Below are 20931 nucleotides of genomic sequence, written 5' to 3'. Positions count from 1 at the left end.
TTCAGATATTGTTCAAAATACCAAAACGAAAACAACACAGTATTTGGAATTACAATTTGCATCAGTATCGCGCATTGAATACCCGCCAGTCGTTTATTCAGTAGTCGGCCCTTGATGTGCTCAAACGAATTCGGTGATTGTTCCTTTCAATTGGAGCATCACGTAACCTCGTTGCGAGATGTTGGCTCTGCATAATGTTGAGTTAGCATCGAACAACAGCGATGTCTTTGTATATTCCTACTGAAATAACTTTTGTGGTGGTTGTTTTGTTGTGTGAATGAGTTCTCTGGCTCAGGACCATCAAAATACGCAATAGTTATTTGTTAACCTTTGTGAAGGCTAGTAAGTGTCGGTTTATTATCGGATAAGTTGACACTTACTTTTTTTTTGCTTTTCGACATTTCCTCATTACTCGCCAAAAAAAACACTGCATGCATCCCTTCCCTGTCTATAAAAATAGAGATATGTGTCTAAGTAATTGAAAATTAATCATGGTGTGGTGGTTTTTTGTTCACAGCCCTCCTAGGTTGTCTCATACGGACGGCAACGTAACAGAAAGGCAGATTTATGTACTATGTGGCGATTATTCCGAAATACAATGCGTATATCGAGGGGATACGGTCAGAGTTCGACCCACTCTCCGATGCTGTACCCGCCCACGTAACTTTGGTCTTCCCCACCCATTGGGACAACCCAAGTGCCGCCATCAACCACGTCAATCGTATTGCCACACACACACCTCCCTTCACCGTAACAACGCGAGACTTTACCGGTCAGGATGACGACCTTATTTTCCTCAACATAAAAAAAGGGAACGATGACATCATCAATTTGCATGACCGCTTATACACTGGGCCATTCGAAAACCTTTACAACAATCAGCTCACTTACCTTCCCCACATCACGGTAGCCAGAATAAAAAACCCTTTTACCTGGCAAGAAACACTTGAATCACTCTCTGCTGAGCCTTCTGAATTTTCATTTGCTGTCGACAGGCTGTCGATTTATAAAGTCTCAGCAGGCAAAGACATTTTGATTCATGAGTCCACGCTGAAAGAGATGCCCATTCACAACCACACTGTAATACTTAATAAAATTGGTAGTCCCGCTTGAGTTCTATCCCCGATAGCAAACAGGCCTTGCTGCACGCCATAGAGGGTAGTGTCAAAAAGCTGATAAAAGACTATCGAGAGATCCCTGTATGTATGTCTAAAGTGAACGCCATAGAAGGAAACATCAAAGGTACAAAAATCAGCGTCTGCGATACCGTGTCTTACCTTATTGGATGGGGTAATTTGGTGTTGAAGTGGTGTGACAGAGACAAACAGGGCCTGAACATCGATTTCCCAGAGACGGGTTACAAGTGGAACGAATTGGGTAATCTCGCACAGCATTTTCATCAACAGCACCAATCAAAAAGCTATCAGACGCTGCTGAACATGCTCGAGAATACAACATCTCAGATACTGACTCTCATAGAGTCGCTCCCGGAAGATAAACTCTACGGAGAGAACTGGTATAAAAGCTACACCCTCGGCAGGATGATTCAGTTAAACACCTCCTCCCCAATGAAAAACATCCGTACCAAGATCAGAAAATTTAAGCGTCAATACAATCAAGCTGACGCGCACTCATCGTGCGGGCGCGATTGAGCGCGCCCCATGTGTTTATTCCGAAAAGACCGCTCTAAATTCGGGTAAGATTCTCGCGTTTATTTCTCTTTCAAAACAATACGCAAGCTCAATCAGGTCTTTCTCGCGAAAAGCAGTTGAAAAGAAAGAAAGCCCAACCGGTAACCCGGACACATCACCCATAGGCACCGTAATGATTGGATATCCGGTGATTGCAGCTGGTGACGATGAACCACCTTCAAATTTGTCTCCCTCAACATGATTAATGAGCCATGAAGGGGTATTTGTTGGTGCAATAAATGCGTCGAGTTGATATTCGGCCAACAGGTGATCTATCCCCTCCTGCTTACCGTGTTTTTCTATTAACTTTTTCGAAACGAGATACGCCTCATCGGTAAGCTCCCCTTTTGACGCGGCCATTTCAATCAGCTCCTGACCAAATGGTGATATTGCTGAGGGGTTGGCTCGATTGAACTCAACCAAATCATCAATAGATTTCACGGTGACAGAGTCAGGCGTTGATGAGAGATAGTCAGTGAGGTCATGTTTAAAGTCATAAAGAAGCACTTCAAATTCAGCTTCTCCCAGTGCCTCTTCTTCAGGAAGCTCTAACCCTCTGACAACTTCTGCACCAGCGGCTTCTAGTGCCCCGACAGCTTGCTCAAAAACCTCGCGAACAACTTCAGGGAATCGCTCCGTACTTTCCGTGATACCAAAACGTTTTCCATTTAATGAAGCTGTATTGAGTTGAGCTGCATAATCTTCAATAGCGTTAGGATGAATTGGGTTAACCATGGCGTTAAGAAGCATTGCAACATCTTCAACTCTTCTTGCCATTGGTCCTGCAGAGTCCTGACTGTGGCTGATTGGTACAATGCCCGCAGAAGAGACGAGACCTACCGTTGGCTTTAAACCTACAATGCCGCAATGAGCTGCTGGCGCAACGATAGAGCCATCGGTTTCTGTGCCAACCGCAAGTGGAGCTAAGTTGGCTGATATTGCGGCAGCTGAGCCTGAACTTGAGCCACAAGGACTTCTGTCTAGGTAGTAGGGGTTTTTCGTCTGACCACCGATTTCGCTGTAACCACTGGAGCTTTTCAGTGATTTGAAATTTGCCCACTCACTGAGGTTGGTCTTACCGAGAATAATCGCACCATTCGCCCTAAGCTGCTTAACCAGTATGGCATCCTCTGTACGGACGTTGTATTTAAGCGCCAATGCGCCAGCAGTGGTTGCGACAGGCCCCACCGTTTCGATATTGTCTTTGAGAAGAACAGGGATGCCATGCAAAGAACCTTCAGCAACCCCCTCACGTCTTTCTCGATCTCTTTGTCTGGCCTCAGCCATAGCAGCCGGATTGGTGGCAATAATCGAAGAAAGGCGTGGACCCGATTTATCGATACTTTCTATTCTGTCCAGATAGAAGGTGACGATAGCTTCCGACGTTATTTGGCCAGTGCTGAGTTGCTTCAGCAGAGAACGTGTCGTTGTTTCCATCAATAGCCTATCGACTTTGGCATCACTATCGTTTCGCATTATCTGCACTTCATCAGCTTCACTCATTATAATTCCTTTAGGCGGTTGATTTGCTAATTACCGTCTCGTCAAAACACCAGCCTAACAGCACAAAGTCTCTCAGGATGTCCATAACCTTTGACCGAAGATATCAGTCAGCAATACCAACAATCAGTTCATTTCCAATCATTACCTCCCCAAAAAACGATTCCTGCAAGAATTTGTAAAGGTTAATAAAACACTATTTTTACTTTATGCGCGCAACACCAAAAAAAACTCCAGAGTTAAGGCGTTGAAAGTCATTTATTGGTAGTGTTTTGGGGGCTGCTAACAAAAAGATAACCCTGCCTTTCGGCACGGAATCCAAGCAAACATTTATAGGAGAAAGGCATGTTAAACCCTGCCATTGCCAAATCAGTGATTGACCATGCACTGTTCTTGGGAGCAGATTTTGCGGAGCTGTTTGTTGAACATCATCATTCAGGAAACGTCGAGTTACTCTCCGGAGAAGTAGATAAAGTTAATTCCGGCATCGATTTCGGTATCGGTATTCGCCTCTTTTTTGGCCACAAAGTCCTGTACGGTTATACGAACAGTAAAGACGAAGAAAAACTCAAGCAAGTCACCAGTCTTCTTTGTGCAAAAGACAAGCGCGATCAAATCGCCAATGCGGGTGCTATTAACCTGACTCCGGGTAACGAGCGTCACCCTGTCCAACGTCACCTGTCAAAAGATCCGAGCATCGAAGAGAAGATTGCATTTTTGAAAAAAGTGGATGCAAGTGCACGGGCTGAAAGTGAAAAAATTAGTCAGGCGATAAGTGTTGTTGGCCAACGCGAGCAGCACATCGAAGTGTTCAATTCGACAGGTCTACACATCCAAGATACACGAAACTACGTGCGTGTTGTGTCGTCTGTTGTTGCTGCCGATGGCACTGAACAATCAAGTGGCTTTGAAGGCCCGGGCGCACTGAAAGGCTGGGAATTCCACACTGAAATAGACCCTGTTGCCTTGGGTCAGCGAACAGCCAAACAAGCCCTAATCAAGCTTGGCGCTGTGCCTTGTCCTTCAGGCGAAATGCCAGTGGTGATAGGAAATGGCTTTGGTGGTGTTATTTTCCATGAAGCTTGTGGGCACTTGCTCGAAACAACTTCCGTCGCAAAAGGCGCATCAGTATTCCATGACAAAATGGGTGAGATGATTGCCAACCCTGTTGTCAATGCTGTCGATGAAGGCCTGTCTCCAAATGCATGGGGTTCTATCAACATTGATGATGAAGGCATGGAGACTCAAAACACCCAGTTGATTAAAGACGGCAAGCTTACTGGCTTCCTGGTCGATCACATGGGGAGCCTGAAAACGGGCTACGCTCGTACGGGCTCAGGTCGCCGACAAAACTATAAATTCGCACCAACATCGAGAATGCGTAATACCTACATCGAAGCGGGTAACAGTGAACTTGATGAGATGATTGGCAGCATAGAACGAGGTATCTATACCGCCAAGATGGGTGGTGGCTCTGTTCAACCGGGCACAGGTGAATTCAACTTCGCCGCGCAAGAAAGTTATCTGATTGAAGACGGCAAGATCACTAAGCCGCTGAAATCTGCAACTCTCATCAGTACTGGACCTAAAGTTCTAAAAGAAATCAGCATGGTGGGTAAAGATCTTAAACTTGCCGCAGGTATGTGTGGTTCTATCAGTGGTGCCGTACCAACAACAGTAGGCCAACCAGCCATTAAAGTGGACAACATTCTGGTAGGAGGTGGCAAATAATGTCTGAATCTACTCAACTCGATAACGCCGTCGATCTTGTTCTTGATTATGCAAAGCAAAGGAATGTTGAAGCCGATGTTATCGCCGAATCTGGTGAGAAATTTTCGCTGAAAGCGGATGGTGGTGAACTTTCTGAATATCAGGTCTCTGGCAGTCAGGTTATTGGTATACGCGTTGTTAAAGGTGACAGTGTCTCTATCAGCTATTCGGAATCTTTTGAAGAACAAAGCCTAAAGCAAATGGTCGATCAGGCTGTTGTTAACGCGACGTTTACGAAAGATGATAAACATCAAAAGATCAGAGCTGAAGGTGCATCAATAACCACAGACGTGTCAGAAACCTATCAGGATGATACAGCAACGGCAGAAGAAAAAGTCGCGCTCGCATTGCAACTTGAGCAAGGTATTGTCGATAAGCCACTGGCAAAAGGCGCACCTTACAACAACTTCGCTGAGACCATTAGCCAATCATTGTTAGCAAACACATTGGGAATACGCTGCTACCACAAAAGCCGAAATTTAATGTGTTACACCAGCGCACTGATTGATCACGATGGAAAGCAGTCGATGCATTACACGGGCTCTGTTGCTCGCACTTTCGCAGGCCTGAATGCCACTAAAGTCATTGATGAAAGCTATCAGGTTGCTCATGATCTACTTGATGGTGGACCCGTTGCAACGGTCAGTATTCAGTCATCTTTGACTCTGACTCGCTGGATGAACTTTTCAGCGCATTTGGTTCTTGCCTTTCGGGTCTTTCTGCACAACGCGGAACAAACCCATGGCGCGAAAAGGTCGGCTCTACTGTTGCAAGTCCTTTGCTGACAATCACAGACAAAGCCTACGTTGAAGGTGGCATGTCCATCTGCGCATTCGATGGTGAGGGCTTCGCCACCAAAGACACCGTACTGGTTTCAGGCGGTGAGTTGGTTGGGTTGTATCATAACTCTGCGACTGCGGCCCACTTTGGCGTAACTCATACCGCCAATGCCAGCCGCTCAGCAAAAGGGACGCTCGGCGTTTCTGGTCTTCATAAAGTGATAAGCGCAGGACAAAGTAGCGAATCTGAAGTCACCGGTGGCGAGTACTTAGAGCTAATCTCCCTGCAGGGAATTCACTCTGGTGCTGACGCAATCAGCGGCGACTTCTCATTCGGCGCAAGTGGCTTTTTGTGTCGGGATGGCAAACGTGTACAACCTGTCCGTGGTATCACAGTTGCCGGCAACTTTTACCAGATGTTGAAAGATGTTGAAGCAGTAAGCAGCACAGTATTGCCAAATGCTTGGAAGAGCTTCTATGCGCCCACTATTCGATTCAGTGGCCTGAGCATAGCTGGCGAGTAATCTATCCAAGAGCCTGTTTCATGCAGGCTCTTTATCCTTCTTTACAAGTCTCATAGTTAGCATTGACGCTACGCTTCGTTTTTCCTAACGTGCAGGTATCGACTTTACTTATTCCAAGACAGTTATCCTTCTTTGTCTTTTGATACTTTCCGTATGTTAGTGGTGCCGGTTATGAAACACATACTTTGTATATTTATATCAGTCGTCTTTCTCGCGGGGTGTGCTTACAACCAAAAGCCCGTTGTTGATCTGGAGGGAGTGGACAAAGCAAAATATGACAAAGACTTTGCCTATTGCCAGAGACTTGCAGAGCAAGTGGACGAATCGGAAGCAGCAAAAACTGAAGCTGCAAATAGCTCTGTTTCCGGGGCGATTATTGGTGCAATTTCAGGAGTGATAAATGACGGTGTGGGCGGTGCAGTCACAGGTGCAGCCGTTGGTGGCGCAATTGGCGGTGGTGCTGGCGCAATTCAAGGGGCGAACAACTCCACTAAAGATCAAGCAAAAGTGCTTCGGCGCTGTTTGCGAGATCGCGGTTACAAGGTTTACGACATTTAACAAAAGCAGGGGAACAAGTTCTATTTCCCCTACTTTTTTCCTCCAGTTAAGCAATTTCTTTTTGATGCACTGGCAACGCCAATGCTCTAAATGCTGTCGCTACTTGATCACTCTTGATAATACTTCCGTGACCCAAGCCCTCTGTCGCTATTAAGTTGATATGACTGCACAACGCTGCTTTCTCTGACGCCTCGAAAGGCGCAAATTTGTCGTTTCTGTCGTGAACGATCGTCACAGGAGACGACATTTCAATAAGCCTTTGATCAGGGTCAAAATCGGAAGGTAGAAAATTGTATTCTCTAGACACTTCATTAATCACAGCATCATAAAGTGACATGTGCACGCCTACTCGCCTCACCGTATTTTTGGCATTTTTCCAGTAAAAAAGCGCAGGCGCGATGAGCAAACACGGCTTCCCTTGCAGAACTTCATCAGCAATGTGAAGAGACACAGAACCACCCATTGAATGGCAAATCAAGCCCTCAACGTCGCCAACATCCCCCAACACTGCTTTCAAAGCTGCCAACATGTTCGGTATGTGTGCTTCATGACCTTCGCTACCACCATGCGCGGGCTGATCATAAGCCACGGCGGTAAAGCCCATTGCAGCCACTTTTTCCATCAGTGGGAAAAATTGATTTGCCGAGCCTGACCAACCATGAGCCATTACCCAAGTTGGCCCCACACCAAGACGGTATACACGAATCTTGCCTGACGCACTCATAACATCTGAAGTCACCATACCGCCAGGTGTTGTATTCTTATTCTTTGCTTTTGCTGGTGTTAGAAAGAGTTTCCGGGCTGTTTTGACCGCACTCTTTGGCGCAATATTAAAATATGCGCGGGTTGAAATATTTATCAGCGCTCGTGAAACGCCCAGACGACGCTTCTCTTTATCACTGAAATAGATTTTGCTACTCACTTATTTTCCCCTAACCACATTTTTAAACTTCTTTACATGCAGTCTTCACTCTGCACTGAATGAATAACTGCTCTATCCCTAACCAAAATCTTTCTTTTGAATCGCCAGTAATGGTCAAGTTTTCGAAAAGATGGCTGCTCAAATACAGTCCATATAACTCATAGACTTTCTGCCAAGCATCCAGTTCTTTCCTAAACTCACCTTTAGCCATGGCTTTTTCGACCTGGATATTCAAATAATTCAACCATTTAAGCGTCACTTCCCTGAGCGAGTTTTGAACCACATCATCGTCGTCAGAGTTCTCTCTCCAGGCATCGAGAAACAGACAACTACCTTGGAATGAACCGTTCCAGCTCAGCCAATTTGCGAGTAATTCCCTAAGCTTCTGCTCTTGCGTGTCGTACCTTTGTTGTTGGCAAGGCACAACGACTCGCTCCTGAAATTTATCCGAAGCAAACCTGACGACGGCAGCTTGTAAGTTATGTCTAGAATTGAAATGCGCAAACAAGCCGCTTTTCGACATGTTGGCCTGTTTAGCCAATTCTCCAATCGTCAAGCTCTCAAGACCGTTTTCACTCGCCATCTCAAAGGCAATATCAAGAATTCTTAGTTTTGTTTCTTGTTGTTTCTTCAATTTACCACTCCTGATTCCAGCACTTACAAAATAGCACGAACGTTCGCTTTTTCACTCATCACATCAAATATGTGGCCAATTATTGGGTACAGATAACAGTTCTTTGAAATTGACATAACGCCCAACTTAGGGGGGTAACCTTGCTTTACCTGCTCTAAATTGTGAGATATTCCAGACTTTTAAATCCAGTAAATGTACTTGATAACATTTGATTTGGGTTATTTCTCGCGCATAAATTAGGGGAGCTACTAGACTGATAATTATCAATAAAAAGGGAGAAGCGTGGTGCTGAAAGTTTTCTGGAGCGTACTTTTTACATGCCTTATTGTCTTTGCAAATTGTAGCGTAGCCGGGATTCGCTACCTACCAGCAAATGGAGAAAGCTATCCCATTCTGACCATTAATATGGCAGAACCCATGGTGACCAATCTCTCGATATCACGACCCGAATTTAGTTTGCCCGTTGATAATTTAAACAGAAATACATGGCTGCTAGAGGGTGAGCAAACCTCTGAATGCATTGTTGATACCTTGCAGCCACTCTTTGGCCGGGTTGTTTATTTATCTTTGGTAATGCCTTCTAAGCTGATCAATACCGAGCTTTCGACACGAAAAGAGTTAGATCACGATGTGCCTTTGCTACTCTCTTTTCGCCAACACAACATCAATTTGCCCTGCCACAAAAACATCGCTTATATCTCACTGCCTTCGGTCAAAGAGTTAGGTAGACAGTGGGGAACCGTCATGGAGAAAAGGAGTGGGTGTTGTGAAGGGCACGTTAGAGTGAGCCAGTTTGTTGTGCTTCATCCTAATGACTTGTCTTATCCCTTTACGATAATTAGTCCTGACCCGAAGAAAGCAGAACAAACCCTGATGAGCCTCTATCAAGAAGTGTCGATGGTACAAAAATAGACGACTACCTGAATACCCAAAAGATCAATGCATTAGCCCGTTATACTGATGAAAATATAATTCTAACGGGCGTTTAATACTTGTATTTAGACTGCGGACAAGTAAAATCTCGCTCCCATCTGAATCAATCTGCCTTGAACATGTATCGATTAATCAAAACTTACCTGTTGTTCCCTTTTTTGTTCAGCCCACTTTGCGAAGCTAAACTCTCGGCAGATCGCGTTTTATATGACGGTCATGTGATACCCATGACAGGTGAAGGCGTTGAAGAGCAGGCTATTGCTATCAAAGATGGGCATATTCTTGCTATTGGCAGTAATCAAAACATACTCTCCCTTGCTGACGAGCGTACAAAAGTAGATTCGCTGAGCGGTAAAACACTGCTCCCAGGCTTCATTGACGCCCATTCGCACATTTCTCAGTTAATCAATCTTGTTGACGTACCGTATTTGTTTTCGCAGCCAGATGGTGACTTTAGCGAGATCTCAGAAATACTTGAGGCGATGCGAGCGCATGTAACGAAATTTGATGATGTTAAATCGTTGGCTTTCGCATGGGGTTATGACGAAACAGAGTTACTCGAAAGACGCCACCCTTCACTGGCAGAATTGAATACGGTGAGCAATACACAGCCATTTTGTATGATGCAAATTTCAGGTAACCAGGCTTTATGCAACACAAAAGGCTTAACTTACTGGGAATTCATAAAGACACGCCCAACCCTAAAAATGGTCATATTGAGAGGACTGAAGCAGGAAAACTGACTGGCTTGATTCAAGGTTCAGCAGTGTTATCTATTTACCCCTATCTAAATGCATACGATCCGGAACGGATTGATAACGTCATCAAAGCAACACAATTGGCCTACGCGCAAAACGGAATTACGACCGCTCTTGAAGGCGCAGGAAATTTAAATGGCTTCAGAATTTTGAAATCACAAGCCGACAGACAAAAGCTGTTCTTGGATATCAACATCTATCCGAACTCAGACGAGTTCAGTCTGATTACTCAGCTTCAAAATGTAGGGCCAAATGTAAACGGCCTGCGTGTCGCTGGAGTAAAACTGACTGGGGATGGACAAAAAACGTCAGGCAAAAACTCACCAATAGATCGCCTTCTCAAATTAAAAAATAACAAGTATCTGAACCAACAATCCAGCGTACGTATTCTTGACCAGTTTTCTTTCAATGAATTTGTAGATTATTTTTACGCCAATAACATCCAAATCATCGCCCATAGTAATGCTGACAGAGCAACATCAATGGCCATTTCAGCTATTGAGTTAGCAATGAAAAAGCACGGTATGAAAGATCATCGGATGACACTGGTACATATGAAAAGTGCCAAATTCAATCAGCTAAAAGCGATGAAGAAAGTAGGCATTATTCCCTCGTTTCTTGCTCTCAATATTTATCACTGGGGCGACGAATACCACGACACGATCATTGGACCTTGGAAAACATCTAATTTTTCACCCGCTGGCTGGGCTAACGAACTCGGCTTGCCTTTTACATTACACACAGATGCGCCGATTCTTGACCTGGATATCCTTGGCCTCATTGCAACCGCTGTGGACAGGAAGAGTAAAAACGGCATTGAGCTGGGTAAGTGGCATGCTATTTCACCATATCAGGCGATCGAAGCTGTCACTTCGGTGGCAGCAAGACAGACCTTCGAAGACCAAATAAAGGGAACACTCCAGGTGGGTAAATTCGCTGATTTTGTCGTATTGAATGGCAACCCACTGACCGTGGATAAGCATAAACTACGCGAACTTCATGTCGTCGAGACTATCAAGTGCGGAAAGACTATTTTTTCGGTGTAGATAGTGGTCATCGTTTGGAGGGCTCTCCGCGTCAGAAACGTGAGTACCTATCACTTCAGGCCGCAAACCTCTTTGTACCGGAAGCAATCAACCAAATGATCGTTTACCATGCCGACGCCTTGCATATAGGCATAACAAATTGTACTGCCAACGAACTTGAAGCCTCGTTTTTTTAACGCTTTGCTCATCGCATCTGATTCTGCGGTGGTAGTTGGTACGTCTTCTGTTTTTTTCCACTGGTTAATGATCGGTTTACCGCCAACAAACGACCATATAAATGCATCAAAGCTCCCAAATTCACTCTGAATCTCGATCACCGCCTTCGCATTACCAATCACTGACTGAATTTTTAAACGATGACGCACGATATCCGGGTTTTGTACCAATGTTTCCACATCAGCATCCGTCAGGGTTACTACCTTGTCTAATTCGAAGTTTTGAAAAGCTCCAAGATAACCGTCTCGCTTACGTAAAATTGTTGTCCAGCTTAGGCCAGCCTGAGCGCCTTCGAGACAAAGCATCTCAAATAGCTTCCTGTCATCGTGAACAGGTACGCCCCACTCTGTATCGTGATATTTAGCGTCAATGTCACTTCCATTTGCCCAATCGCAACGTCGCATTCTGTTTCCTGTAATTTATAAAAACTGGATTAAATGTAAGGAAATAATATTAAATCCTTGAAACGTAATCTAGATAAGAAAAGCAGAGAAGACTCGTAGATTTTCATCAAATAATAATGATTTTTGACTATTAAACATCAGAACTTAAATATGCAACACGTCACAAATTTAATAATAAAGTACGGTGAAACATAGGATCGATTCAACAAAAAATTTACCTCAAGTCATTGATTTTTAGTTAATGAATTAATAAAAACCACAGACAAAATCAATATTTATTTTGATTTTATAAATCTTGAAACATATTTATCACGTAACTAGTGTTGTTAATAGCAGTAATCAGTGACAAACCATTGTCGTATTACTTGATGTTGCACAAGCAGCTACAGTAAATAAATCGCTTGCTGTAAAAGATTCGGTTCGGTCACTGGGTAATCAAACTGTCGAAATTGTTTTTCGAATGTTGAATACACAACAAAGGTGACGAAATGAAAGAGCTTATGCTTGATCCCAATGACCTTGTCGGCATGTCCTTTTGGATTATCTCAGCCGCCATGGTCGCCTCAACTTTCTTCTTCTGGGTAGAACGAGACAGAGCTGTCGGAAAGTGGAAAACATCACTTACCGTCGCAGCAATGGTGACTGGTATCGCGGCTATACATTATTTCTACATGCGAGGAGTGTGGATCGGTACAGGAGAGAGTCCCACGTCCTTCCGATATGTAGACTGGTTGCTGACAGTACCGCTGCAAATTATTGAGTTCTACCTGATTCTGACAGCAATAGCTGTTGTGAGAGCAGGTTTATTCTGGAAACTCCTTATCGCCTCTTTGGTCATGTTGGTCGGAGGATATCTGGGCGAAATTGGCAAACTCGGGATTTGGGTTGGCTTTATCATCGGAATGGTCGGTTGGCTTTACATCATCTACGAGGTGTTTGTTGGCGAGGCCAGTCAAATAAATGCAGAAAGTGGAACTGAAGCCAGTCAGAAAGCGTTTGGCGCACTGCGTTTGATTGTAACGGTAGGCTGGTCGATTTACCCAATAGGTTACGTACTCGGTTACACATCTGAAGGGTCGTCAGACATGCTGAATCTCGTCTACAACCTTGCAGATTTCGTTAACAAAATCGCATTCGGTGTCGTTATTTGGTCTGCCGCTACAAGCAGTACTGAGGATGCCTAACGCTTTAAGTTTGTGAGTTAACATATCTGTATGGAGGCACAATGACGCAAGATCTCTATCCCGTAGATGATATTCTCGCTGATGTTGAGGCCTTAATGCATGACTCGATAAGAGGCTCTGAGAGCCTCTTATCGGCTGCAACTGAAGCATGTCTATATCACTTGAAAACAGGGGGGAAACGAAACAGAGCACGACTAGCTATCCATTGCGGACAAGCACTTAACCTCACTAAATCAAGCCAAGTCGCAGCGGCTGCTGTCGCTGAACTCCTTCACAATGCTTCCCTAATACACGATGACCTGCAGGACCATGACGACACACGCAGAGGAAATGAGACTGTGTGGAAAAAGTATGGTGCCGACGTGGCGTTGTGTGCAGGCGATATCATGATTTCAGCGTCGTACGCTGCGCTCTTACACGCAGATTGTCGCGGGCTATTGCCTCAATGTGTCACCTTGATACACCGAAGTGTTTGCAAGTCTATCCAAGGCCAGTGCCACGATCTCTCTTACACCAGGTACGAATCTTACACGTTACTTGACTACGAGAAGATGGCTGAGGGTAAATCTGGTCCCCTACTTAGCCTTCCTGTCGAGCTCGTTTATCAAATGTCAGGTCACCAGAGCCAAATCGAGCAGGTTAGAGAAGCAGTATATAAATTCGCCGTCGCGTATCAGATAACGGATGATATTAACGACGTTGACCAAGATTTACGCAGAGGTGAAACGGGCGCGGCAGCACCCAACGCGGTGATCGTGTTAAGAGACAACGGCCACGGTGAAAAATCTGACTCTGTTGCGTCTCTCAGAGTGTTTACGTTATTGGATGAAGTAAAGCGAGACATCTCCACATTACCGGGTCAGTTGAGTGAGATATTCAACACTTACATTCTCGGCTTACGGGCATCACTATCGGAGGACAAAGCATGACAAACGCGATAGTCATCGGTGGTGGTCTCGGAGGCATTGCCTCGGCACTTCGCTTGCGGGCAAAAGGTTACTCGGTCACCCTGATCGAACGGTGTAATGCTCTGGGTGGAAGAGCTCAGGTTTATTGTAAAGACGGTTTTAAACATGATGCAGGCCCCACAGTCATTACCGCTCCTTTTTTGCTTGAAGAGTTGTTCGAACTTTTCAACGAGGCTATGAGCGATTACATAACCCTGCTTCCGCTTACACCTTGGTACCGGTTTCAATTCAGTGACGGAGAAACCTTTGATTATGGAGCACTGTCGAAGATACCGTTGCAGAGATCACTCGCCTCTCGCCATCTGACGCTGATGGTTACGAGGCGCTGGTCAGAGAATCAGAAAAAATATTTGATGTCGGTTTTTCTCAGTTAGCCGATCAACCTTTTCACGAATTTAGAACCATGGTGGCGCAAATACCAAACTTGTTCAGCTTGGTAGTCACCGGTCAGTTTGGTCTTTCGTATCAAAACACCTAAAAGATGATAGGTTGCGACAGGCGTTTTCCATTCAGCCGCTTCTTGTCGGTGGTAACCCCTTTGATACAACGTGCATCTACAGTTTGATCCACTTCTTAGAGAGAAAGTGGGGAATCTATTTTCCAAAAGGTGGAACAGGTGCTGTCGTTGAGGCGCTTACCGATCTGCTACATAGGCAAGGGGTTGAGGTAAAGCTAAACACAACTGTCACTGGTTTTGACATCGATGATAAACAGATCAAGCGCGTTAACTTAGATAATGGTGAGTCACGTGAAGCAGATCTCGTTGTTTCAAACGCTGATCCTAAGTTCCTATACAAACACTTGATCCCAAAAGAAGAGCAATCATTTTCGAGCAGAGTAAAAACCTCATCAAGCCAAATGTCGATGGGGTTATTCGTGTTGTATTTCGGAACGACAAAAACATACCAAGACGTTGCTCATCACACGATTTGGCTCGGTAAGCGCTACAAGGACTTGCTCAGTGATATTTTCGACAAGAAAATACTGACCGAAGACTTCTCCCTTTATGTTCATAGGCCAACAGCGACCGATCCATCATTTGCACCGTCAGGCTGCGATTCATTTTACGTTTTGGCACCTGTACCCAACCAACTGGGTAATATCGATTGGGATATCGAAGGGCCTAAACTTAGAGACCGCATTGTGGCCGCACTCGATCGTTCAATCCTGCCAGATCTTGAGAACACCATCACGTCAGACTTCTTTAAAACGCCTGATGACTTTGCAGAGAGTTACTTGAGCGCTGAGGGCGCAGGGTTCTCAATAGCGCCTCTTTTCCGCCAATCAGCGTGGTTTCGCTATCACAACAAAGGCGAAGGTATAGAAAATTTATTCCTTGTAGGTGCGGGGACGCATCCCGGAGCAGGTGTGCCCGGTGTGCTTTCCTCTGCAAAAGTGCTGGAACATTTGATACCTGACACAACCCATGAGCGGAGCACATCATGAGCCAAGAAAAAATAGATCTTCCTGATATTGTTTTGCCCGCGAAGTTTAAGACAGGATTTGAGTCCTCAGATTGTGCAGCAACATCTGTACTCAAACAACATGGTAAGTCATTCCACTTGGCCGGACGCTTTCTATCAGGTAAAAGATTTGCAGCGGCAGCCAGACTTTACGCCTTCTGCAGACAAGTTGATGACATAGCAGACGAATCTGAGGATAAAAATCATGCAAAAGAGGAACTGGCCCTCATTCGTCAGTCACTCATCATCAATAAACCCCTTCACCCAGCCACCATCGATGTACTCGCACTTTCCCAAGAGTGGGGTCTACCCACCCACTCACTGCAATCATTGGTATGTGGTGTTGCGATGGATCTTGAAACGGTCGAAATTGCCGATGAGCGTTCACTCATCCGTTACTGTTACTACGTCGCAGGCACTGTTGGCGAAATGATGTGTCCGATACTCAACAGCCGAGAGGGCGGAACGCCGTTTGCCATTGATTTAGGTATCGCGATGCAGATGACTAACATAGCACGTGATGTCATCGAAGATGCGCAAATGGCAAGAAGATATCTTCCAACCGATTGGTCGATGGTTTGTCAGCACACGATATTTTGAACGAATCAGATGGTGACAAACAAACTATCGCGTATGCCACAAAAAAGTTACTCAGTCTCGCCGATAAATACTATGCAAGCGCGCAAGCGGGTCTCAGATACTTACCTTTTAGGTCCAGAGTCGCCATCGCTGCAGCCCTAGCCGTATATCGAGAGATTGGAGTCGTTCTCCGCGATCGTCAGTATGACGTTTACCAAGGAAGAGTGGTTGTCAGCAAGCTGAGAAAAACAAGAGCGATGACACAAATGCTGTTGGGTTTAAGGCAATGGACTGTTCGTTCAGACAAAGCCCATGAACCCGCTTTGCATGAGGCTATCGCCTCATTAAGACACCATAGTGAATAATCTGGAGAAACGGCGTTATGACATCGGCATCATTGGTGGTGGCGCGTCTGGGCTGTCACTCGCCGCTGAGCTCGGGAAACTTTCAGTACCCCCTTCCATATGTGTTTTGGAGGCACGAAAAAAGTACACCAATGACCGAACGTGGTGCTTTTTTGGCGAAAAAAATCCGCCAGAATCCGTCCCTGTCAGCAACAGTTGGTCGGAATGGCTTGTCTCAACCAACTTTGATCAGGTTGTGCATCATGCAAATAACTGGGCATATCACTTCGTAAAATCCAGTGATTTTTACCAGCTACGTGTCTCTCAACTTAATCTAACACCCCGTTGTTCACTACTTTTTGATACGCAAGTCAAAGATGTCCTCGCGACACAGACTGGGTTCAATGTTACGACGTTATCAGGAAACAACGTCTCTGCCAGTCACGTGATTGATTGCCGCCCTCCCCCAGACTCCATTCTTAAGCAGTCTAAAATGTTTCAAATTTTTATCGGTGCGGAAATACAGCTCCAAGACGGACAATCAACCTACACACGTCCTCATTTAATGGAAAGGCTAACCGACACACGTTTTGGCCTATTGTTCTTGTATCTCATCCCCGTCGATAACAATCGCCTTTTGGTCGAGTTGACTGCATTTTCTAAGCAACAATATTCTCCAGAAGTCCTTAAGCCATTTTTGATGAAAATTATCAACTACCGTTTTCATGTCATTCGAGAAGCAATAATACGGACAGAACAAGGCGTATTGCCGATGGGATTGCCAACTCAAAGAGAAGCCCGCAAGAATGGCATCATCAAAGGCGGTGTTGCCGCTGGTGCGCTAAGAGCATCGACAGGGTATGGCTTTAGTCGAATACAGAAATGGGCGAAAGATTGTGCCCTTCACTACGAAAAATATGGACAAATTCCAGACCTTCATTGCTCAACAAAAATCGAAAGGGCAATGGATTCTCTTTTCCTTGATGTTCTAGCATCTGGAAAAGTGTCGGCATCCAGTTTGTTATTCAACATGACAAAACAAACCAACGGAGCGACATTCGCTAGGTTTATGTCAGACAATGCGACTCTGCTGGACCTCTTTAAAGTGATTAACGCTATGCCTAAGTTACTCTTTTTGAGAGCCCTCATCGCCAAGCTGCTGATGTCTCGTTATTGGAGAGAGCAAGATGAAGCTGTTGCTAGGAAGCAGTAAGCAAGAGACGCTTCTTTCATTGTTGCCAGTAGCTGGTATACCGCTTCTTTGTGCTGTCAGTGTCTTTCATGAATCAACTCAGCTCGTCGTTGCGGTAATGCTCATCGCTTTAATGGGGATTCCACACGGCGCTATGGATCTTCCCATCTCTCACTCCCTGAGCTCTGGAAATCGCCTATTCAGTTTTTTATCTGGTTTTTTACCTATGTCATTATCGCGCTTGCCTGCGTCGCCATGTGGGTAATCGCACCTGCCATGAGTTTGATCATCTTCTTAATCATTTCCGTTTGGCACTTTGGCGGAGACTGGTCTGATTCATCCACTTTTGCAAGATTAAGCTTCGGAGTTTGGGTTCTTTGTTTGCCTGCTGCCATTTCTCCGAACGAAGTGATGGATATATTCGGCGATTTAATCTTGCAAAGTCTAGTCGCGGATAATGTTGTTCATCTAATTATCGACGTAGCAGAGGTCCTGTTTCTGATGTCTTCCCTTTACCTTGCGGTAAACATCACCGCTCATCGTAAGGCACCACAATTCAAACAGAGAATAATCGATATAACGTGCCTAGCTGCAGGTGCACTGCTGTTACCTATCATGCTTTACTTTGTTCTGTATTTTTGTGCGTTGCATTCTCCCCGGCATCTTCTGTTGTCTTTTAAGACGGTTGACTCCAGTAAATCATCAATCATTGTTATCGTACTTCTCACATTGTTGACCTTGTTACTTGGTACCGCCGCTTGGTCAATCATTTCTGATTACGCCTCACTAGCAACCGCCACTCTTCAGGTAATATTTGTTGGGCTATTCGCATTAACCGTTCCCCACATGTTTATCATTCACCTTTTCGAGACTCATTTGACTAAACGTGAATTTGATTAACCAGAGAGCTTCATATCCGAGGTTTTAAACAATTCGAGTAAAATCCCAGCATTTTTATTGTTTACCATTGAATATTAAGCAAAAATAGATTGATCGACATCGAGTAATCACAAGAAGGATACGTGTTATGGAAATAGATTCTCTCATTACGATTGGCGTATTTATCGTCATAGCAATCGTGTTCATTGCTGCGGGTATCAAAACGGTACCGCAGGGTAGCAACTGGACCGTCGAGCGTTTTGGTCGTTACACCATCACCCTGCAACCAGGCCTAAACTTGATCATTCCATTTATTGACAGTGTTGGTAATAAAATCAATATGATGGAACGTGTTCTGGATATACCAGCTCAGGAAGTCATCTCAAAAGATAACGCCAATGTCGTTATAGATGCCGTCTGCTTCGTGCAAGTCATCGACGCAGCCAAAGCAGCATACGAAGTCACTGACCTTGAGCATGCTATTCGTAACCTCACACTGACAAACATCCGCACCGTACTCGGCTCAATGGAGCTCGATGAAATGCTCAGTCAACGTGACATGATCAATACCAAACTACTGGCTATTGTCGATGAAGCAACCAACCCATGGGGTATCAAGGTTACCCGTATCGAAATTAAAGATGTTCAGCCACCAACCGATCTGACTGAAGCGATGAACGCTCAGATGAAAGCAGAACGTAACAAGCGTGCTGAAATCCTCGAAGCCGAAGGGATTCGTCAAGCCGAAATTTTGCGTGCTGAAGGCCAGAAGCAATCTGAAATTCTGAAAGCTGAAGGTGAAAAGCAAGCCGCTATTCTTCAAGCTGAAGCACGTGAACGTGCTGCTGAAGCAGAAGCGAAAGCAACCAGTATGGTCAGTGATGCAATTGCAAAAGGTGACATGCAGGCAGTCAACTACTTCATCGCTCAGGGTTATACCGAAGCATTGAAAACCATCGGTCAGGCTGAAAATGGTAAGATCATTATGCTGCCTTTGGAAGCATCAGGACTCATGGGCTCGGTCGCAGGTATTGCCGAGATGTTCAAGCATAATTCAGAAACCAAATAAAAAAGGTGACACATTGATTGAGCTACTGTCAGAGATTAACTACCTACACTGGTTAGCATTTGGTTTGCTGTTACTCATCGCCGAGTTACTTGGGACGGGTGGATACCTGCTCTGGATGGGCATTTCAGCATTGATTGTTGGCGCATTGATGAATTTTATACCGATGAGCTGGCAACTGCAGTGGATGTCATTTGGTGCTTTGTCACTCGCAACAACGTGGCTTTGGTGGCGTCGACAGTTGAAAAGTGACCAGACAGGAGACGCAAGCCGCAAACTCAATCAAAAAGAAAGCCAGCTTGTTGGACAAGAAATTACACTTGACGAAGATGTGGTCGTAGGAACAAACAGAGTAAAACTGGGTGATACAACATGGTCTGCCCGCTCCTCAGTTGAAATTACGGCAGGGTCAAGAGTAAAAGTGGTTGATGTTGATGGCATCATCTTGGTTATCGAACCGATTGAAGCCTAAACCTAAAAGACAATAAAAAAACGGGCATCATGCCCGTTTTTTTATTGCTTCAACATCAGGCTAATGTGAAGGGCGATCGACAAACGAATCACCGATAAACCCGTCATGCTGGTCAAGTAAGTTCTTCGCTTCGTCAGCAGTAAGATCTGCAAGAATCATCAGTATCGCTGTTTTACAATGCCCGTCGCTTTCCGCAAGAGCTTCTTTAGCCTTGTCTTCTGAACACGATGTGGCATCCATGATGATATTTCTCTGCCGTTCAATAAGCTTGGCATTTGACGCCTGCACATCCACCATAAGGTTACCGTAAACCTTTCCCATTCTGACCATGGCGCCTGTTGTCAGCATGTTTAATATCATTTTCTGTGCTGTGCCCGCTTTCATTCTCGATGAGCCTGTAATGACCTCCGGGCCAACAACAGGGGTAATGGCAATATCAGGAATAACGTCAACCTCACACCCAGGGTTGCAGGAGATACCGATAGTCCCTGCGCCAATATGATTTGCGTACTCTAACGCTGAAATGACATAAGGCGTTCGACCACTGGCTGCGATGCCAACAACAATATCAGTGGCAGAAACAGCAATATCAATCATATCATTGACCGCTGCTTGCTCATTATCCTCAGCATTCTCAACAGCATTTCTAATTGCAGATTCGCCACCAGCGATAACAGCAGACACCATGTTTGGATCCGTTCCAAACGTTGGTGGACACTCACTGGCATCTAAAACCCCCAATCGGCCTGATGTACCTGCGCCAACATATACGAGTCGTCCTCCACGCTTGAAGGCTTTAGCGATAAGATTCACTGCATCTGCAATCTGAGGAAGTGTTTTTTCAACAGCCAGCGCGACTTTTTTTATCTTCACTATTGATAACACGAAGCATGTCCAGCGTATCGAGTTTATCAATATGCTGTGTCGCCGGATTACGGCTTTCTGTCACCAAATCAGAAATTGAACCGCTTCTATCAGATATAGACATAGGTATTCCTTTACTCGTCAGGCTATATAACGTTGTTTTAATTGATAATAGCTAACTCGAT

19 protein-coding genes and 4 pseudogenes are annotated in these 20931 nt (G+C 45.0%); 18 read left to right on the top strand and 5 right to left on the bottom strand.

Annotated elements, in window-relative coordinates:
• The first annotated feature begins 567 nt into the window (after positions 1-567).
• Both CS022_RS17730 and CS022_RS17725 read left to right on the top strand, forming a co-directional pair.
• Positions 568-1113, top strand: coding sequence for a 2'-5' RNA ligase family protein (locus CS022_RS17730; protein WP_129123399.1), 546 nt, complete (start codon positions 568-570; stop codon positions 1111-1113).
• Positions 1110-1652, top strand: coding sequence for a ClbS/DfsB family four-helix bundle protein (locus tag CS022_RS17725; RefSeq protein WP_129123398.1), 543 nt, complete (start codon positions 1110-1112; stop codon positions 1650-1652). The genes CS022_RS17730 and CS022_RS17725 overlap by 4 nt, the downstream gene beginning before the upstream one ends.
• 15 nt (positions 1653-1667) lie before the next feature.
• Here CS022_RS17725 and CS022_RS17720 read toward each other — a convergent pair whose 3' ends face one another.
• The gene (locus CS022_RS17720) at positions 1668-3194 is read right to left on the bottom strand and encodes an amidase (protein ID WP_129123397.1); all 1527 of its coding nucleotides are present in this window, start codon (positions 3192-3194) and stop codon (positions 1668-1670) included.
• A 342-nt stretch (positions 3195-3536) separates the two neighbouring features.
• Here CS022_RS17720 and CS022_RS17715 point away from each other — a divergent pair, with 342 nt between their 5' ends.
• The 3 genes and pseudogenes from CS022_RS17715 (at position 3537) to CS022_RS17705 (ending at position 6822) form a co-directional block, all read left to right on the top strand.
• Positions 3537-4922, top strand: a complete 1386-nt coding sequence (locus tag CS022_RS17715; protein ID WP_129123396.1) for a TldD/PmbA family protein — start codon at positions 3537-3539, stop codon at positions 4920-4922.
• Positions 4922-6264 (top strand): annotated as a pseudogene (locus CS022_RS17710) (TldD/PmbA family protein). The gene CS022_RS17715 and the pseudogene CS022_RS17710 overlap by 1 nt, the downstream one beginning before the upstream one ends.
• Before the next feature lie 171 nt (positions 6265-6435).
• Positions 6436-6822: a glycine zipper family protein gene (locus CS022_RS17705; RefSeq protein WP_129123395.1), complete on the top strand. Its 387-nt coding sequence runs from the start codon at positions 6436-6438 to the stop codon at positions 6820-6822.
• A 46-nt stretch (positions 6823-6868) separates the two neighbouring features.
• On the opposite strand, the gene CS022_RS17700 is transcribed toward CS022_RS17705, so the two are convergent.
• Positions 6869-7744 (bottom strand): alpha/beta fold hydrolase, encoded by an 876-nt coding sequence (locus CS022_RS17700; RefSeq protein WP_129123394.1) that lies wholly within the window; start codon positions 7742-7744, stop codon positions 6869-6871.
• Positions 7745-7766: 22 nt separating this feature from the next.
• Complete coding sequence (locus CS022_RS17695) at positions 7767-8378, bottom strand: TetR/AcrR family transcriptional regulator (protein WP_129123393.1); 612 nt, start codon at positions 8376-8378, stop codon at positions 7767-7769.
• Positions 8379-8663: 285 nt separating this feature from the next.
• Here CS022_RS17695 and CS022_RS17690 point away from each other — a divergent pair, with 285 nt between their 5' ends.
• Positions 8664-9290 (top strand): hypothetical protein, encoded by a 627-nt coding sequence (locus CS022_RS17690; RefSeq protein ID WP_129123392.1) that lies wholly within the window; start codon positions 8664-8666, stop codon positions 9288-9290.
• Between the two features lie 140 nt (positions 9291-9430).
• A pseudogene (locus CS022_RS17680) lies at positions 9431-11115 on the top strand (amidohydrolase).
• Positions 11116-11165: 50 nt separating this feature from the next.
• Here the strand turns inward: CS022_RS17680 and CS022_RS17675 are convergent.
• Positions 11166-11735, bottom strand: coding sequence for a DNA-3-methyladenine glycosylase I (locus CS022_RS17675; RefSeq protein WP_129123389.1), 570 nt, complete (start codon positions 11733-11735; stop codon positions 11166-11168).
• Between the two features lie 488 nt (positions 11736-12223).
• Between CS022_RS17675 and CS022_RS17670 the strand changes: the two genes are divergently transcribed.
• The 11 genes and pseudogenes from CS022_RS17670 (at position 12224) to CS022_RS17630 (ending at position 19882) form a co-directional block, all read left to right on the top strand.
• Positions 12224-12919, top strand: a complete 696-nt coding sequence (locus CS022_RS17670) for a bacteriorhodopsin-like (protein WP_235869580.1) — start codon at positions 12224-12226, stop codon at positions 12917-12919.
• 41 nt (positions 12920-12960) lie between these two features.
• Entirely contained in the window at positions 12961-13848 is an 888-nt protein-coding gene (locus tag CS022_RS17665; RefSeq protein ID WP_129123388.1) for a polyprenyl synthetase family protein, read from the top strand.
• Positions 13845-14261, top strand: coding sequence for an FAD-dependent oxidoreductase (locus CS022_RS26585; RefSeq protein ID WP_235869579.1), 417 nt, complete (start codon positions 13845-13847; stop codon positions 14259-14261). The genes CS022_RS17665 and CS022_RS26585 overlap by 4 nt, the downstream gene beginning before the upstream one ends.
• Before the next feature lie 103 nt (positions 14262-14364).
• Positions 14365-15333 (top strand): annotated as a pseudogene (crtI, locus tag CS022_RS17660) (phytoene desaturase family protein); the annotation flags it as partial.
• Positions 15330-15950 carry a phytoene/squalene synthase family protein gene (locus tag CS022_RS27400; protein WP_129123387.1) on the top strand — a complete coding sequence of 207 codons (621 nt, stop codon included), beginning with the start codon at positions 15330-15332 and terminating at the stop codon, positions 15948-15950. The pseudogene crtI and the gene CS022_RS27400, both read left to right, overlap by 4 nt.
• Positions 15947-16294: a squalene/phytoene synthase family protein gene (locus CS022_RS27395; RefSeq protein WP_161569664.1), complete on the top strand. Its 348-nt coding sequence runs from the start codon at positions 15947-15949 to the stop codon at positions 16292-16294. Before CS022_RS27400 ends, CS022_RS27395 begins: the two co-directional genes overlap by 4 nt.
• The gene (locus CS022_RS17645) at positions 16287-17486 is read left to right on the top strand and encodes a lycopene cyclase family protein (protein WP_161569663.1); all 1200 of its coding nucleotides are present in this window, start codon (positions 16287-16289) and stop codon (positions 17484-17486) included. Before CS022_RS27395 ends, CS022_RS17645 begins: the two co-directional genes overlap by 8 nt.
• A complete protein-coding gene (locus CS022_RS26575) occupies positions 17461-17730 on the top strand; it encodes a hypothetical protein (RefSeq protein WP_235869578.1) in 270 nt (89 codons plus the stop codon). Before CS022_RS17645 ends, CS022_RS26575 begins: the two co-directional genes overlap by 26 nt.
• Complete coding sequence (locus tag CS022_RS17640; protein ID WP_328590405.1) at positions 17664-18365, top strand: Brp/Blh family beta-carotene 15,15'-dioxygenase; 702 nt, start codon at positions 17664-17666, stop codon at positions 18363-18365. Before CS022_RS26575 ends, CS022_RS17640 begins: the two co-directional genes overlap by 67 nt.
• Before the next feature lie 127 nt (positions 18366-18492).
• On the top strand, positions 18493-19413 hold the full coding sequence (locus tag CS022_RS17635; protein WP_129123383.1) for an SPFH domain-containing protein: 921 nt from the start codon (positions 18493-18495) through the stop codon (positions 19411-19413).
• 13 nt (positions 19414-19426) lie between these two features.
• Positions 19427-19882, top strand: coding sequence for an NfeD family protein (locus tag CS022_RS17630; RefSeq protein WP_129123382.1), 456 nt, complete (start codon positions 19427-19429; stop codon positions 19880-19882).
• Positions 19883-19942: 60 nt separating this feature from the next.
• Here the strand turns inward: CS022_RS17630 and murQ are convergent.
• Positions 19943-20870 (bottom strand): annotated as a pseudogene (gene murQ / locus CS022_RS17625) (N-acetylmuramic acid 6-phosphate etherase).
• Positions 20871-20931: the final 61 nt, after the last annotated feature.

This window comes from Veronia nyctiphanis (assembly GCF_004116385.1).
Classification (GTDB): Bacteria; Pseudomonadota; Gammaproteobacteria; order Enterobacterales; family Vibrionaceae; genus Veronia; species Veronia nyctiphanis.
Note: the sequence above shows the minus strand (reverse complement) of the source record. Positions and strands in the feature narration are given on the sequence as shown.

Bases quoted from the DNA above. Each gene is read 5' to 3' on its own strand.
- CS022_RS17675 (WP_129123389.1), bottom strand. From the start codon at position 11,735: ATGCGACGTTGCGATTGGGCAAATGGAAGTGACATTGACGCTAAATAT.
- CS022_RS17715 (WP_129123396.1), top strand. From the start codon at position 3,537: ATGTTAAACCCTGCCATTGCCAAATCAGTGATTGACCATGCACTGTTC.
- CS022_RS17635 (WP_129123383.1), top strand. From the start codon at position 18,493: ATGGAAATAGATTCTCTCATTACGATTGGCGTATTTATCGTCATAGCA.
- CS022_RS17665 (WP_129123388.1), top strand. From the start codon at position 12,961: ATGACGCAAGATCTCTATCCCGTAGATGATATTCTCGCTGATGTTGAG.
- CS022_RS26585 (WP_235869579.1), top strand. From the start codon at position 13,845: ATGACAAACGCGATAGTCATCGGTGGTGGTCTCGGAGGCATTGCCTCG.
- CS022_RS26575 (WP_235869578.1), top strand. From the start codon at position 17,461: ATGAAGCTGTTGCTAGGAAGCAGTAAGCAAGAGACGCTTCTTTCATTG.
- CS022_RS17670 (WP_235869580.1), top strand. From the start codon at position 12,224: ATGAAAGAGCTTATGCTTGATCCCAATGACCTTGTCGGCATGTCCTTT.
- CS022_RS17720 (WP_129123397.1), bottom strand. From the start codon at position 3,194: ATGAGTGAAGCTGATGAAGTGCAGATAATGCGAAACGATAGTGATGCC.
- CS022_RS17705 (WP_129123395.1), top strand. From the start codon at position 6,436: ATGAAACACATACTTTGTATATTTATATCAGTCGTCTTTCTCGCGGGG.
- CS022_RS17730 (WP_129123399.1), top strand. From the start codon at position 568: ATGTACTATGTGGCGATTATTCCGAAATACAATGCGTATATCGAGGGG.
- CS022_RS27400 (WP_129123387.1), top strand. From the start codon at position 15,330: ATGAGCCAAGAAAAAATAGATCTTCCTGATATTGTTTTGCCCGCGAAG.